The organism is Flavobacterium cellulosilyticum, from assembly GCF_004349355.1.
Lineage (GTDB): Bacteria > Bacteroidota > Bacteroidia > Flavobacteriales > Flavobacteriaceae > Flavobacterium > Flavobacterium cellulosilyticum.
This window is the reverse complement of the sequence record NZ_SMFK01000006.1, coordinates 111,406-127,385: the sequence shown is the minus strand read 5'-3', so window position 1 is coordinate 127,385 and position 15,980 is coordinate 111,406. Positions and strand designations below refer to the sequence as shown.

Here is a 15,980-nt window from a genome sequence, read left to right as displayed (position 1 = left end):
ATATTCTATGTTAATGCTATTTTGAAAGTGTTTATTAGCCGATTTATTGGTTTTTTATTTAAGAAAAGTTGGTATTTAATTGTGATTTTTTCATTGTTTTGAGATAAAAATGAAAGTTAAATTTTCACTTTACAATCACATTTAGTAAGAATTCTATTTTTATAAAATTGGCTTTAATTTCTATATATTTTTTGGTGGTAAAAAAAATTGATTAAAAAAATGGGTTCAACTTTTCTACAAAAAAGTTGAATCCATTTTTTTAATCAAACGGAGATTGAATAGGATATTTATTGCACTTCCTTTATCTCTAAAACAACACTAGTTCTTTGTAAATTTACATTAGGATTAATCCCTGCTTTCATCAAGAAATCACCAGTGTATATTTTATTAGAATCAATAGTAGATTTAGTTCCAGGATACAAATTAATTTCTTTTACAGTATAATTTTTCTTTGGATTTAATCCATTTAATACCACTGGACGTTTTGTAGCGGTAATATTAAATCGATTGTTTACTAAGTAGTTAAAAACTATTGCTTGGTTTTTTTCTGAATTTACATACATCAAGGCAGCAATATCATTTTCATGAGGATTAACAAGTCGAAACATATCTCCTTGCCATACAATTGATTTAAAGGAGTTGTAATTTGTTATGGCTTGTTTGCAAAAAGTTTTATCATCTGGATTTAGTTTGGCAGCTACAATATCAAAACCTAATTTCCCCATACTTGCTACATCAACTCTAAATTTAAGGGGTTGTTTTCCCCAGTCGGTAACATGGTTGCAGGTCGCAATTGAAGGGAAAAAATAGGAGTAATCCCATTGAACAAATATTCTTTCTAAAGGTTCGGTGTCATCTGTTGGCCAAAATTCTGTAAAATACTTCAAAAATTCATAATCGCCTCGGCCACCACCACCTGAACATAACATCATTGGGACTTTTGGATATTTAGCACGAATTCGCTTAAGTACATTATATAATCCTTCAGTATAATCAACGTATAAGTTAGATTGCGGCAATCCTTTTTTGTTAAGATATGAAGAATAAGCATTATAAATGACAGCATTACAATCCCATTTTATAAATGCTAATTCAGGGTTTTGTACAAATAAATTATCTACAACTCCAAAAACAAAGTCTTGTACTTCGGGATTCGACAAGTCCAAAACCATTTGATTTCTATAATAAATTTCAGGTCTTTCAGGTTGTCGAATTACCCAATCCAAATGTTTTTCATATAATTCGCTTCTTGGGTTTACCATTTCAGGTTCAATCCAAATCCCAAATTTCACTCCTTCTTTTTTAGCTTCCTTAACTAAATATCCCAAACCACTAGGTAGTTTCTTTTTGTTTTCCTGCCAGTCTCCAAGTCCTGCGTCATCATTATTTCTAGGGTATTTATTTCCAAACCAACCGTCGTCTAACAAAAACAGATCAACACCTAAATCTTTTGCATCTTTGAACAATCCTTTTATTTTGTTTTCATCGAAATCAAAAAAAGTTGCTTCCCAATTATTCAATAAAGTAAGTCGTTCTCCTTCTCCGTCAAGTAATCTGTATTTTCTTGCCCAATTATGTAAATTTCTGCTAGCCTCTCCTGTTCCATTATTGGATAAAGCATAGATTAAAGAAGGTGTTTTAAATACTTTATTTGGCTGTAATGTATATTCAGAGGCGAATGGATTTATTCCTGCAATTAAACGAAGGTTTTTATGAGAGTCAATTTCAAAATCAAGTTTGAAATTGCTACTCCAAGCTAATTGACCGATCATAACATTCCCTTCGTTTTCCGAAGCAGGTTTGCCAAAAGACATTATAAAGTTAGGAGTTTGCAATAGCATTGCTCGTGTCCCTAATTTAGAGTCTACTGTTCTTATACCTTGTACAAGTTTCGTTTCTACAGGCTGCATTTCTTTTAGGTATTCACCTTGAAAACTTGTGAGATAGAAGTCTTTACCTGCAAAATATAAATTAGCTGAAGCGTATTTTAATAATTGAACAGGTTTTTTTTCCTTGTGTTTAATTTCAGTCCATTGTTCAATAATGTTTTCTTTTTTCCATACTTTATAAAATAAAGTAACTTCAAAAGGATAAACAGGATCCTTTAAAAGAATGCTTGTAAGAGTAGAGTTATCATCTATTTTTTCGACTTTATGGCTAACATATTTCAATTCCAAAGACGGATTCCCATCTGCATGTTTGACTTGAATGGCGGGTTCAGAAAGATTCCAAGTGCCCGAAGGGGTATATGAAGAATTGTAAATACCAGAGTTGAATTCATCATAATTATATCCAGCAGAAACAGCGGCAAATTCACTTTCATTTTCAAGTGGTTTGCCAAAATAAATCGTTCTTAATCTGTTGTTAGTGTCCGTTTGTAAAAGCAACATATTATCAGATGTTGCAATTGCTATGGTGGTTGTTTGTGCCGATAATTGAATTGCAGCTAATATAAAACCTAAAAGCACTATTCTTTTTGTGTTTAAATAACGGTTTATTTTTTGTCTCATAATTCTGTTTTAATTTAATTTATACTTCTAGCTGTTTTTATTCTATAATTATCGTTTTGTTATCAACACCTAAACCTATTATTTTTAGTGATTTCCATTTTTTGGGCAAAAGTCCTTTATTGTATTTCAATCCTCTATCAGTTTGTTCCACTCCTCCAAATCCATAAATAATCGCTTGAAGCATGGCGCCAGCTCCAGTTGCAAAATAAGGATTATTGCTATTTGCAGATTCTGAGAATACACCAAAAGGGGGACGGCTATTAGGTAAATATGATTTTACAAAATATTCGTATGCTTTTTTTTCATTACCCAATCGAGAATATAAAACAGATAAAACACCTGAAGCCATTGCAGGCCCATCCTTTGGATCAATTTTAGCTGCATAATACTCCAAATCTTTTTCAATTTGATTTTTGTCCGTAATTACATGTAATGGGTAAGCTAAAAGGTTTACATCAGCCTGTTTGATTATTTGTCCGTTATAACCTTTGTAATTTTGTGTGATTCCGTTTTCTCTGTGAATGACTAAATTATCTGAAATAGCTATCCATTTTGGGTCGACTGGTTCGTTTAAAATATTTGCCGCTTTAATGGTATTTTTCAAAGCTTCAATTGCCGACGCATTTGTAAACGCATTATCATCAACATGTTGTGCATATTCATCGGCGCCAACTACATTTAGAATGGAATAACTTCCATCTTCATTTTTTACGACGCGACTTACCCAAAAATCAGCAGTTTCTTTTAATACTTTAAATTCACTTCGCAACCATGATTTGTCTTGCGTAAGGGCATAATAATTCCAAAAAGCAATCGCCACGTCAGCTGTGATATGTTGTTCGAAAATACCTGTCAAAGCCCAAGTAGGTGTTGCTTCCTCGCCGGTATCATCAGATTCCCAGGGATACATGGCACCTTTGTAGCCATAAATTGTTGCTTTTTGTTTGGCTTTTTGCAAACGATCCGAACGATAATCCAAACAGGATTTAGCCATCTCCGGTTGCAACGCCAATAAAGTAGGATACATCCAAAGCTCTGCATCCCAAAATATATGGCCATTATACCCCTGTGACGACAAGCCCATAGGAGCAATACTTTGTCTTGTTTCTGGTCGGATATAAGAGTATAAATTGTACAATGCAAATCGAACCCGTTGTTGTGCATCTAAATCCCCTTCGATTTGAATGTCACCAGTTTTCCATAATTCAGCCCAGGCATCTTTGTGGCGATTTAGTAAATTATCGATACCTTGTTGCAATGCATAAATAGGTTGTCTTTCGGATTCATTCAAAGGATCTGTGAAATCTTTAGATGTGCAAATTCCGCCAGCGATAGCAAAACGATACTTTTTGCCTTTCGATAATTTTTTAGAGAAACCAACTTCGTTACCTGTTTGTTTCAAAGTTTCACTTGTTTCATCAAAAAGAAATGTAGTTGAAGCAGAAATGCTGTATTTGCCATTTAGCGTCTTAGCAGATGTTCCAAATACAGGCATTAAATATTGATTGTCTTTTAAGACCCGAAACTGACTTTTCGCTTCCTTTAATTCATCTGGAATCACCATATAATTATTGGCTATAATTTCTATGTCTTTATTAGGGGTGATTTCAATGATTGCCATTGCGGAATAAGGAACCGCACGATTGGCCAAAATGGTATAATTGATGTTTGCCAAATCTTTGAATGAAAAAGAAGTAGTACTGGTTCCTTCCTTCATCGAAATTCCTTGACTCCAGTTAGAAATAGTAGAAGATTTTATTTCTTGTCCATTAATGCTTAAATGTAAATTCAAAAATTCGATTCCCCGCACTATTCTACTAATTCCATTTTCAGGACTTCCTTCATAAACACCATTTAAAATAATTTCTTTAGTTTTAAGAGGAGTATCATCGGTCACAATTCCAATTTGACCATTTGCCATTGCAACACCAAAATAATTTTCTCTAGAATTAGCCGTCAAATGCCATTCATCAGATTTAAACTGACCAAAAGTGGAAATACTAATCGCTAGTAAAAGAATTGATAGATTGATTTTTAAATACATAGATTATAATTTTAATTTCAAACTTAAATCTTTTTTTTATAAAAGGGGACTTTAATCAATTAAGACACTTGAAATTAATACCGATAACGTTTTCGACTATTCGAAAACGTTTTCGTTTTTAAGTTTTTAATTATTTAATAAAATGAATTCTATTTTTATGAAGTTATTTTCTAAATATATTTATTATAAATGAAATTTATAAGTGATTTTTTTATGAAAAAAAAGAATTTTTGGTAAATCAATTTTTAAAGCAGCAATAAAGAAAATCGAATATATAATCCAGAATTACTAATTGAATTGATGTGTAAATCTTATTATATTAAATTTAAGGATGATGAATTATTTGAAATTAGCAAGTATTTAAATTCTCCTTTTAATTCTTTAGAACAAAACATATTTTTATTGCTAAGCAAACTAACACACGAAGTATTTGCCTGACAAAAGGGAGGAATGGCGCAGTTTTATATTAGAATGACCGAATGTATTACAATAGTGGATATAAAATAAATGTTACCGATATGGTTGGAGCTGGAGATTTATTTCTAGCAAGATTATAAAGTAAATTATTAACTAAAGAAGCACCCCGAAAATCAATTAATTTGCTTGTTCTTTATGAGTATTGGTCGCAAGTAATGAAGGAAAAAACCTGAAAATCGAGAATGAAACAATTCGAAAATTCATGAATATTTAATTTAAAAATCTATAAAATGAAACAAAAAAGCAACTTATTATTTTTCTTTTTTATACTAATTTTTCTAACCAATGAAATAGCGATGGCGCAAGAATCAAAATCCTCCTTTGATAGAAAATGGTGGAAAGAAGCTGTTGTTTACCAAATTTATCCAAGAAGTTTCAAGGATACTGATGGTGACGGTGTTGGCGACTTAAAAGGGATTATTTCTAAACTAGATTATATCAAGAGTTTAGGAGTAGATGTAGTTTGGTTAAATCCAATTTACGGATCTCCAAATGCAGATAATGGATACGATATTTCAGATTATCAGGCAATTATGAAAGAGTTTGGTACAATGGAAGATTTTGACACATTGCTCAAAGGAATGCACGAAAGAGGCTTGAAATTAGTAATGGATTTAGTGGTAAATCACAGTTCTGATGAGCATAAATGGTTTCAGGAAAGTAGAAAATCAAGAGATAATCCATACAGAGATTACTATCATTGGTGGCCAGCCGAAAAAGGAAAACCTGCTTTTCGTCCTGGAGCTTTTGAGGCAGACGGAAGTGGTTGGAGATACGACAAGCAAACCGATTCGTACTATTTGCATTATTTCAGCTATAAACAGCCTGATTTGAATTGGGAAAATCCAAAATTACGTCAAGAGATATTTGCCATGATGAATTGGTGGTTCAAAAAAGGAATTGATGGTTTTCGAATGGATGTGATTCCGTTTATTGCCAAAGACACTACTTTTCCAGTAATAACTCAAGAAGAATTGAATAAAGATTATCATGGAAGATGGGATATTTATATGGCTAGCGGTCCACATTTGCATGATTATTTGAAAGAGATGAACAAAGAAGTTTTGAGTAAATATGATTGTATGGCATTGGCAGAAGGAGCGGGGATGATCAAAGAAACGGCTTTGAATTTTGTTGATCCCGACAGAAAAGAATTGGATATGGGCTATCATTTTGAAGGAACGAACTTAGGTTATATTCCTGGTTATTTCAAAAAAATGAATCCAAATTGGAGCTTAGTCGAATTCAAAAAAATCTATTCTGATTGGGATGCTGTTTATGCCAAAAAAGGCTGGGGAACTATTTATTTAGGCAATCACGATCAACCCAGAATGACTTCTCGTTGGGGAAATGATTCGCCTCAATTTAGGGTTTTATCATCAAAATTGCTGACTACCTTTTTGTTAACGATGAGAGGTACACCCTATTATTACAATGGAGACGAAATAGGAATGGTTAATGCGAAATTTGATAAAATTGATGATTATCGAGATATTGAAACTTTGGCCGAATATGAAAAAGTAAAAAATGCTGGCGGTGATTTGAAACAATTTATTGAAGATCAAAAAACAGGAGGAGCAAGAGATAATGGGAGAACTCCTTTTCAATGGGATGCTACTAAAAATGGGGGATTTTCAAATGGGAATCCATGGTTGAAAGTAAATGATAATTATTCTTATTTGAATGCAAAAGTCCAAGATAAAGATCCCAATTCTAACTTGAATTATTTTAGAAAAATGACCAGATTGCGAAAATCAAATCTCGCCTTAATTTACGGGAAGTATACGTTATTGGATAAAGAAAATCCAAATGTGTATGCTTATACAAGAGAACTTAATGGAAAGAAATTATTGATTCTATTAAATTTCACCTCTAAAAATGCTAAAGTAAATACAGATGTGAGTATAAAAAACGCAAAAGTTTTGATTAACAATTACACAACAGTTTCAAAAAGCACTGAACTTAGGCCTTATGAAGCAATTGTGTATGAATTAAAATAACAATTATATTTTTTAATAAAAAACGAGCATTTTTAATTAACCGATAAATTATAAATCATGAAAAATTTACACGTTAAAATAGCTATTTATCTAACCATAATTTTCTCATTTAATATGTCATATAGTCAAGTTACTGTTACCAAATCATCATCAAATCTAGATAAAAAATGGTGGAAAGAAGCCGTGATTTATCAAATTTATCCTCGTAGTTTTAAAGATAGTAATGGCGATGGAGTTGGTGATTTAAAAGGAATAATTTCTAAATTAGATTATATCAAAAGTCTGGGTATCGATGCTGTTTGGCTCAACCCAATTTACGAATCGCCAAACGACGATAATGGTTACGATATTAGTAATTATCGCGAAATCATGAAAGATTTTGGCACAATGGAAGATTTTGATGTTTTGCTCAAAGGGATGCATGCACGCGGAATCAAACTGATTATGGATTTAGTTGTAAATCATAGTAGTGATGAACATGAATGGTTCAAACAAGCCCGTAGCTCAAGAGACAATAAATACAGAGATTACTACCATTGGTGGCCAGCTGAAAAAGGAAAGCCAACCTACAGATGGAGCTTTTTTGATGTAAATAGTGAAGCTTGGAAATATGATGCACCAACAAATTCGTACTATTTGCATTATTTTTCACAAAAACAACCCGATTTGAATTGGGAAAATCCAAAACTTCGAAACGAAGTGTATGACATCATGCGGTTTTGGCTAGACAAGGGAATTGATGGTTTTAGAATGGATGCTTTTCAATTTGCATCTAAAGATACAACATGGCCGGAATTACCAAAAGGGTATGAAAAACAAATTGAAAAGTATTATGGGAAAGGGCCACATTTGCATGAATACTTGCAAGAAATGAATCGCGAAGTATTAAGCAAATATCCAAATGCAATGACCGTTGCCGAAGGTGCTGGAACTTCACCAAAAGATGCTATGGAATTTGTAGATCCAGATCGAAAAGAACTAAATATTGCTTATCATTTTGAAAGTGTAAGTGTTGGCGATTGCTTAAGTGATTTAGGTTTGGTAAAATTCAAAAACATATTTTCAAAATATGATGAAGAATTTAAAGATAAAGGTTGGTTATCAATCTTTCTTGCCAATCATGATCAACCAAGAATGATAAATAAGTTTGGAAGTGATACACCTGAATTCAGAGAATTGTCTTCAAAAATGTTGTCTACATTTGTTCTGACTATGCGAGGTACTTCATTTTATTATAATGGAGACGAGATTGGAATGACAAATGCAAAATTTAATTCAATAGATGATTATCAAGATGTTGATACTCGGAATAAATATTTTGGATTGAAGCAAAAAGGGGGTGATTTATCTGCATTTTTAGAAGGTCAAAAACAAACATCAAGAGAAAACGGCAGAACACCTTTTCAATGGGATGCTTCTAAAAATGCTGGATTTACAACAGGGAAACCATGGTTGAAAGTAAATCAAAACTACACTACAGTAAATGCAGAGATAGAAGAGAATAATCCAAATTCAATTTTGAATTATTTTAGAAAAATAGTGAAACTTCGAAAACAATATCCAGTATTAGTCTATGGGAAATATACGCTTTTAGATAAAGAAAATCCAAAAGTATTTGCTTATACTCGAGAATTAGAAGGAAAAAAGTTACTGGTGTTATTAAATTTTTCTTCCGATAGTGCAAATGTGAAAACGGGTGTAGAATTTGAAAATTCTAAAATAATAAGCTCGAATTACCCGACTTCTACTATTAATAACCGAAGTGTATTACGTCCTTATGAAGCTTTAATTGTGGAGGTTAAATAATTTAATATTCTTCTATTCTAAAAAGTAGGTTGTAATTTATGAAAAGAAAGGCAACTACATTATTAACCATAATTTTAACTACAACATTTTTATACAATGTTGCAGGAATTTATTTGTTAGTTAGTCTTCAAAAAGAGCAAGTGTGGATAACTTTGATGAAGCAAATTCCTGATTCACAGTTTAAGGTGATAAATTTAAATGCTTCTTTGTATTCTTATACAGAAGATACCGATATGGAATATGTAAATGAAAATTTTACAATCATTAATGTTACGTATCATATTTTCAAAAAAAGAATCCATGATAATATAATCAGTTTGTATTATCTTCGAAATAAACAGCAAGATGGTAATATACTAAAATTGGAAAAAATTGCCGAAAATCAATCTTATGATTCCAATACTACAAGTAAAACACCGTTAAAAAGACTTGTTAAATCTAGTTTGAACGATTTTTTATTTGAAAATTCGTATGTAATAAAATCTTCATTTTTTATTCAAACTGATTTGAATAGATCTAATATGGAGCCAAAAAATGGGCTTCATTCTGGGTATTCCTCATTATCCTATACTCCCCCTAAAATGGCTTAATTCCTATCGATTATTTAAATGAAATGTTTTAAAATTAAACATTATTAAATAACGTAATTAATTGTCATCATTATTAGATATTCAAGTAAGTTTTCTATTTGAATATCTAATAATGAGGGCTATTTAGGCATTTGTAATTATTTTTTTTAAATTATTTTTCAAATAAATATTAATTCAAGGATGCTGCTGTATTTGTAGACATACCTAGTATTAATTTATTCTAATATTTTGGAACTCTATCCGAAAAAATCATTAGCCAAAAAAACACAAACCACTAACAAAACTGTCTTTTGTTTTAAAGAGCTTTTTTTCAATTATTATCTAATCATTTATATAATTTCATAATGAATAATTCATATACTTCAAATACACTTTTTACACTTATATTAACTCTTTTGCTATCCTTTCAAACCCAAAATTCAAATGCCCAAGGCTGTGTTGCCATAAGGCAAATGGGAGGGGTAAATATGAGTTCTTCCGATTCTTATAATTTAAATGAAGGAGAAATTCAAATAGGAATGAATTACCGCTATTTTCATTCTTGGAGACACTTTATTGGAACTCACGAACAACCACTGCGTCAAACCACAGGAGGCGGGTTTGATGCAAATGGGGTGGAGCGCGGAAATGCGGTAAATATTTATTCCCATGCTGTAGATTTAAATTTTTCCTATGGCTTTACAGATCGTATTCAATTTAACGTAACATTGCCTTATGTTCATAATGAAAGATCACAAGTTTTAAAACAGACTACACCAGTAATTAACACCTACAGATATAGTGTTTATGCTCAAGGAATTGCTGATGCAAGAATTAGCGTAAATTATTGGTTAATGAATCCAAAAAAAGCTTCTGAGGGAAATGTTATGATTAGTGTAGGGTTGAAATTGCCTACTGGTAAACATAATGTAACTGACGATGCACCGCAAACAAATGGTACGATTAAAAATGTTATCATGGATCAAGCCATTCAGCCAGGAGATGGAGGGTTAGGTTTTACAATCGAATTACAGGGGTTTAAGAAAATTTATGGTAAGCTTTATGGATTTGCGAATGGTTATTATTTGTTTAATCCAAAAGAATCTAATGGCACTTTCAAGTCTGCTCCAAAAGCAGGATTGGAAGGATATACTATTTATGCAAGTCCGGATCAATATTTTACTCGTGCAGGGATTATGGCAGCTGTTGATAAGAAAAACAACTTTACTCTTTCTTTAGCGGGACGTTTTGAAGGTATTCCTGCCTATGATGTTTTTGGTGGGCAAGTTGCATATCGTAGACCTGGATATGTTGTGGCAATTGAATCTGGGGTGTCTTACCATATAGGTAAACATGGATTATCCTTATATATTCCTTATAATTTTATCAAAAATAGGATTCAAAGTGCTGCTGATATTGCAGATCAAAATTTACAAAATTCTTCGATTTCAGATCCAAGTAAATATGTACATGTGCAAGGAGATGCTGCTTTTGCGGACTATTCAATCAATGTTGGTTATACTTACCGCTTTGGCCATCACAATAAAATGGAAATGCATCTTTTAAACCCTGATAGCAGTGAAAAAACTTCAAATTAATTTTACAAATTATAAAAACACCTATCATGATAACAATATTCAACACTTTGTATTTAAATTTTAGCAAAAAGATGGAAATACATAGCATATTAATTTTAAGGTTTGCTGTAGCTATAGTTTATATTTGGTTTGGTTCACTAAAAGTTATCGGAATAAGTCCAGCTGGAGAGCTTGTCGAAGATACAGTTTATTGGTTTAGACCCGAAATATTTGTTCCTATTCTTGGAATTGTTGAAGTAATAATTGGTTTTGGACTGCTTATCAAACGATTTATTCCTGTTACAATTATTTTGCTTTTAGTACATATGACGGCAACTTTTTTTCCAATTTTTATTTTACAAAAAGCTTGTTTTGATGCATTTCCTTATTGTCCCACTTTAGTAGGTCAATATATCATCAAAAACGTAGTCATTATTTCAGCTGCATTTGTAATTACAGGAAATTATAAGAAGGATAATATAGAGGAATGTCTAATCACTTAAATAAATAAATATAAGGTTGAATAGTTATTTTATTTAACTGTTTTGTATAAATTAAAATCAATAGCAATTCAATAGCATTTGATTTCAAAAACCTATTTTACAAGATAGATTTTGAAATAATGTTTTTTTTTTTTAAGATTTTTTGTGTTTAAAAATATCTTTGTCGGATAGCATTTTTTGCTTGAACTATTCAATTTTGTATTTAAAACATTTAGCAGTGAAACACGCCTATTAAGTTTAATTAGCTGAAAATAAATTTTTAAGTCTTGAATATAATGAATTGTTTTAGAGTACTTAGTATTAATTATCCTCATTATTTTCTCCTCATAATTATTGATACTCGATAGAGTCATTAATTTGTTTTTAAGTTTAAAGAGAAATGATATATATAGTGAATTGTTTTAAACTATATTTGTTAATGATATAAAGTTAAATGTTAATTAAAGAAAGTTTTTAAACTTAAGGAATTTGTATGAAAGAAACGACTTTGAAAGAGATTGCAGAAGCTTTAGGAATTTCGATTACGACTGTTTCTAAAGCATTAAAAAATTATTCAGATGTAAGTGAAAAAACTAAAAAAGCAGTTCTTGCATTAGCAGAAGAACTTCATTATACACCAAATAGTTTTGCAGTTAACCTACGTACCAAAGAGTCTAAAACCATTGGCTTGATAATTCCAGAAGTAGTTCACCATTTCTTTTCCAATGTTATTAATGGTATTATAGCTGAAGCTGAAAAACACGGTTATCTTGTTATCATTTTGCAATCAAATGAATCATTAGAATTAGAAATTAAGCAAGTAGCGCTTTTAATTAATAAAAGGGTAGATGGAATAATGTTATCACTTTCAAATGAGTCTAACGATGATTTTCATTTAAAGGAAATTCTTCGAAAAGAAATTCCTTTTGTTCAATTTGACAAAATATCTAAATTAATTCCAAGTTCTAAAGTGATTATCAACGATCAAAAAGCAGCAATGGAAGCGGTTCAGCATTTAATTGACCAAGGTTGTAAAAAAATTGCACATATTCGAGGGCCGGAAAATCCTCAAAATGCTATTGACCGTTTTCTAGGTTACAAAAAAACATTAGAAAAAAACGATATTCCTTTTAATTCAAATTTAGTTTATACTTGTATTGGAGCTGGATTTGAGGAAGGATTTAACTTTGCAAAACAAATTATCGAAGAACATCCTGATGTAGAAGGCATATTTGCTGTTACTGATATGGTTGCAATTGGAGTAATTGCCTATTTAAATGAAATAAAATTAAAAATCCCTGAACAAATTAAGGTTGTAGGATTCAGTAATTGGTTTATATCGCAAGTAATATCCCCAAAATTGAGTACAATAGATCAGCCAAGTTATGAAATGGGAGTTCATGTATTTGATTTATTACTCGAAGAAATTAATATTCGAAAAGAAGGAAAAGAATTTAAGCCTAGAATAGTTGAATTAGAGACAAGCTTAATTATAAGAGAATCTAGTATGAAAACAAATTGAATTAGCAATTCTTATAGCAACAAAAATCCCATCTTATATAAAACAAGATGGGATTTTTTATATGTCGAAATCATAAATCTGAAATCGGCAATCTTAATTCTTAAATCAGATTATCCTAAAGCTGCTCTTTTGAAACCTGTAACGATAAGATCTTTGTCTAAAGATTTAGCATAAGCAGCAACGCTTAATTTATTGTCTTTAATATAATCTTGGTTCACTAAAGTATTGTCTTTAAAGAAACGAGCCAATTTACCTTTAGCGATATTGTCTAACATAGCTTCTGGTTTTCCTTCTTGACGAAGTACATCTTTAGCGATTTCAATTTCTTTTTCGATAGTTACAGCGTCAACACCAGCTTCATTTAAAGCAATTGGTGACATAGCTGCAGCTTGCATTGCAATATTTCTTGCAACTTCGTCAACACCAGCGATGTTTGCAGATAAAGCAACCAAAGTAGCGATTTTGTTTCCAGAGTGAATGTAAGAACCAATAAAAGCACCTTCTAATTTTTCGAAAGTTCTAATTTCAAGTTTTTCACCAATTACTCCAGTTTGTTCGATTAATTTATCAGCTACAGTGATTCCGTTGAAATTAGCAGCTAAAAATTCTTCTTTTGTGTTGAAAGTCAATGCAAGATTAGCCATTTCAGTAGCCATTTTTACAAAGCTTTCGTTCATTCCTACGAAGTCAGTTTCACAGTTTAATGTGATCACAACTCCAGCAGTTTTGTCTGCGTTAACAACAGCAATTGCAGCACCTTCAGTAGATTCTCTATCTGAACGGTTAGCAGCTACTTTTTGTCCTTTTTTACGTAAGTTTTCGATTGCTAAATCAAAATCTCCGTCTGCTTCAACCAAAGCTTTTTTGCAGTCCATCATTCCTGCGCCAGTGATTGTTCTTAATTTATTTACGTCTGCAGCAGTAATTGTTGCCATAATATATTTTGTTTTATTGTTAAAAGTAAAAATTCCAACCTTTAAATTCCAATTTCCAATTTTAATAAATCATCAACTTAACGTTTCTAATTTAATATGGATTTTGGAATTTAAAATTTGGAATTTATATATTTATTTATTCTTCAGTCGCTGGAGTTTCAGGTGCAGGAGCAGCTACTTCAGCTTCAACAGCTGCGGCAGTTACTTCAACAGCTGCTACAGGAGCAACAACTTCAGCTTTAGGAGCAGCTTCTGGAGCTACTTCAGCAGCGGGAGCGTCACCTTCTTTGTCAGAAGTTCTGTTTGCTAGTCCGTCAATTATTGCGGCAGTTACCAAAGATAAAATTTTATCGATTGATTTAGAAGCATCATCGTTAGATGGGATTACAAATTCTACCTCTCTTGGGTCAGAATTGGTATCCACCATTGCGAAAACTGGAATGTTTAATTTTTGAGCTTCTTTAATTGCGATGTGTTCTGCTTTGATATCTACTACGAACAATGCTGCAGGAAGTCTAGACATATCTGCGATTGAACCTAAGTTTTTCTCTAATTTAGCACGAAGACGATCTACTTGCAAACGCTCTTTTTTAGAAAGAGTCATGAATGTTCCGTCTTTCTTCATTTTATCAATAGTAGCCATTTTTTTAACAGCTTTACGGATAGTTACGAAGTTAGTCAACATTCCACCAGGCCATCTTTCAGTGATGTAAGGCATGTTTGCGGCAGCTGCTTTTTCAGCAACGATGTCTTTAGCTTGTTTTTTGGTAGCTACGAATAGTATTTTTCTACCTGATGCAGCGATTTTTCTCAAAGCTTCATTCGCTTCTTCGATTTTTGCTGCAGTTTTATATAGATTGATAATATGTATACCATTACGTTCCATATAAATGTAAGGAGCCATATTTGGATCCCATTTTCTAGTCATGTGTCCAAAGTGAACACCTGCTTCTAGTAATTCTTTTACTTCTACTTTGTTTGACATTTTTTGTTTAGTTTACGTTCTGTTGATTAGCAATGTTCCTTTGGCTTTTGGCTTTTGGCTTCATTTAGATGCTAAACTAATTTCCCAACGCATTGGGACAACAACAACATTGTTTTTAAATTTAATTATCAATAGGTCTTGTACGAATTGTACAAGACAGGTACTATTAACGTTTAGAGAATTGGAATCTCTTACGAGCTTTCTTCTGACCGAATTTCTTACGTTCAACCATTCTTGGATCTCTTGTTAATAAACCTTCTGGTTTCAAAATTGCTCTGTTTTCAGCATTTACTTCACACATAACGCGTGCTAATGCCATTCTTACAGCTTCTGCTTGACCAGTTGAACCACCTCCGTAAACGTTTACTTTTACGTCAAAGTTAGTTGCATTTTCTGTCATAGACATTGGTTGCATTACTTTGTACTGTAAAGTAGCTGTTGGGAAATAAGTCGCGAATTCTTTTTTGTTTACAGTGATTACTCCTGTTCCTTCCGAAACATAAACACGTGCAACTGCGGTTTTTCTTCTACCGATTTTGTGAATAACTCCCATTACTTAAGATCGTTAAGGTTAACTGTTTTAGGTTTTTGAGCGCCTTGTTTGTGCTCAGATCCTACAACAACATTTAAATTTCTGAAAAGTTCAGCTCCTAATTTATTTTTAGGTAACATTCCTTTTACTGCTTTTTCTACTAATAATGCAGGATTTTTTGCCTGTAATACTTTAGCAGTTAAAGTTCTCTGTCCTCCTGGGTAACCTGTGTGACGCATGTAAATTTTGTCATCCATTTTTTTACCTGTAAGGTTAATTTTTTCTGAGTTGATAACAATTACGTTATCTCCACAGTCCACGTGTGGTGTGTAACTTGGCTTGTACTTACCTCTTAAAATCATAGCGACTTTTGAAGCAAGACGTCCTAAGTTATGACCATCAGCATCTACAACAATCCACTCTTTTGTTACTGTGGCTTTGCTAGCTGATTCTGTCTTGTAGCTTAATGCGTTCATAATAATTTTTTAATTAAACATTCCATACCCAATAAAGGGAGCGCAAAAGTACAATTTATAATTTG

The 15,980-nt window shown here is 32.0% G+C and carries 12 protein-coding genes; 6 read left to right on the top strand and 6 right to left on the bottom strand.

The features are described 5' to 3' along the window. Positions 1 to 287: 287 nt before the first annotated feature. Both E0F76_RS11235 and E0F76_RS11230 read right to left on the bottom strand, forming a co-directional pair. Positions 288 to 2,510, bottom strand: a complete 2,223-nt coding sequence (locus E0F76_RS11235; protein WP_132005743.1) for an alpha-galactosidase — start codon at positions 2,508 to 2,510, stop codon at positions 288 to 290. Between the two features lie 37 nt (positions 2,511 to 2,547). Beyond that, entirely contained in the window at positions 2,548 to 4,554 is a 2,007-nt protein-coding gene (locus E0F76_RS11230) for a glycosyl hydrolase family 95 catalytic domain-containing protein (RefSeq protein WP_132005740.1), read from the bottom strand. A gap of 707 nt (positions 4,555 to 5,261) precedes the next feature. On the opposite strand from E0F76_RS11230, the gene E0F76_RS11225 reads away from it, so the two are divergent. The 6 genes from E0F76_RS11225 (at position 5,262) to E0F76_RS11200 (ending at position 12,987) form a co-directional block, all read left to right on the top strand. Beyond that, positions 5,262 to 7,031 (top strand): glycoside hydrolase family 13 protein, encoded by a 1,770-nt coding sequence (locus tag E0F76_RS11225; protein WP_342773083.1) that lies wholly within the window; start codon positions 5,262 to 5,264, stop codon positions 7,029 to 7,031. 57 nt (positions 7,032 to 7,088) lie between these two features. Next, complete coding sequence (locus E0F76_RS11220; protein ID WP_132005737.1) at positions 7,089 to 8,837, top strand: glycoside hydrolase family 13 protein; 1,749 nt, start codon at positions 7,089 to 7,091, stop codon at positions 8,835 to 8,837. Between the two features lie 38 nt (positions 8,838 to 8,875). Further along, positions 8,876 to 9,427, top strand: coding sequence for a hypothetical protein (locus E0F76_RS11215; protein ID WP_132005734.1), 552 nt, complete (start codon positions 8,876 to 8,878; stop codon positions 9,425 to 9,427). A 344-nt stretch (positions 9,428 to 9,771) separates the two neighbouring features. Then, the gene (locus tag E0F76_RS11210; RefSeq protein WP_132005731.1) at positions 9,772 to 11,004 is read left to right on the top strand and encodes a hypothetical protein; all 1,233 of its coding nucleotides are present in this window, start codon (positions 9,772 to 9,774) and stop codon (positions 11,002 to 11,004) included. 26 nt (positions 11,005 to 11,030) lie between these two features. Next, complete coding sequence (locus E0F76_RS11205) at positions 11,031 to 11,486, top strand: hypothetical protein (RefSeq protein ID WP_132005728.1); 456 nt, start codon at positions 11,031 to 11,033, stop codon at positions 11,484 to 11,486. Between the two features lie 472 nt (positions 11,487 to 11,958). Then, a complete protein-coding gene (locus E0F76_RS11200) occupies positions 11,959 to 12,987 on the top strand; it encodes a LacI family DNA-binding transcriptional regulator (RefSeq protein WP_132005725.1) in 1,029 nt (342 codons plus the stop codon). Positions 12,988 to 13,097: 110 nt separating this feature from the next. Here the strand turns inward: E0F76_RS11200 and tsf are convergent, their stop codons facing one another. The 4 genes from tsf to rplM form a co-directional block, all read right to left on the bottom strand. Then, entirely contained in the window at positions 13,098 to 13,922 is an 825-nt protein-coding gene (tsf, locus tag E0F76_RS11195; protein WP_132005722.1) for a translation elongation factor Ts, read from the bottom strand. A gap of 136 nt (positions 13,923 to 14,058) precedes the next feature. Next, positions 14,059 to 14,907 carry a 30S ribosomal protein S2 gene (rpsB, locus tag E0F76_RS11190; RefSeq protein WP_132005719.1) on the bottom strand — a complete coding sequence of 283 codons (849 nt, stop codon included), beginning with the start codon at positions 14,905 to 14,907 and terminating at the stop codon, positions 14,059 to 14,061. Positions 14,908 to 15,073: 166 nt separating this feature from the next. Beyond that, a complete protein-coding gene (gene rpsI / locus E0F76_RS11185; protein ID WP_132005716.1) occupies positions 15,074 to 15,460 on the bottom strand; it encodes a 30S ribosomal protein S9 in 387 nt (128 codons plus the stop codon). Next, the gene (gene rplM / locus E0F76_RS11180; RefSeq protein WP_132005713.1) at positions 15,460 to 15,915 is read right to left on the bottom strand and encodes a 50S ribosomal protein L13; all 456 of its coding nucleotides are present in this window, start codon (positions 15,913 to 15,915) and stop codon (positions 15,460 to 15,462) included. Before rplM ends, rpsI begins: the two co-directional genes overlap by 1 nt. Positions 15,916 to 15,980: the final 65 nt, after the last annotated feature.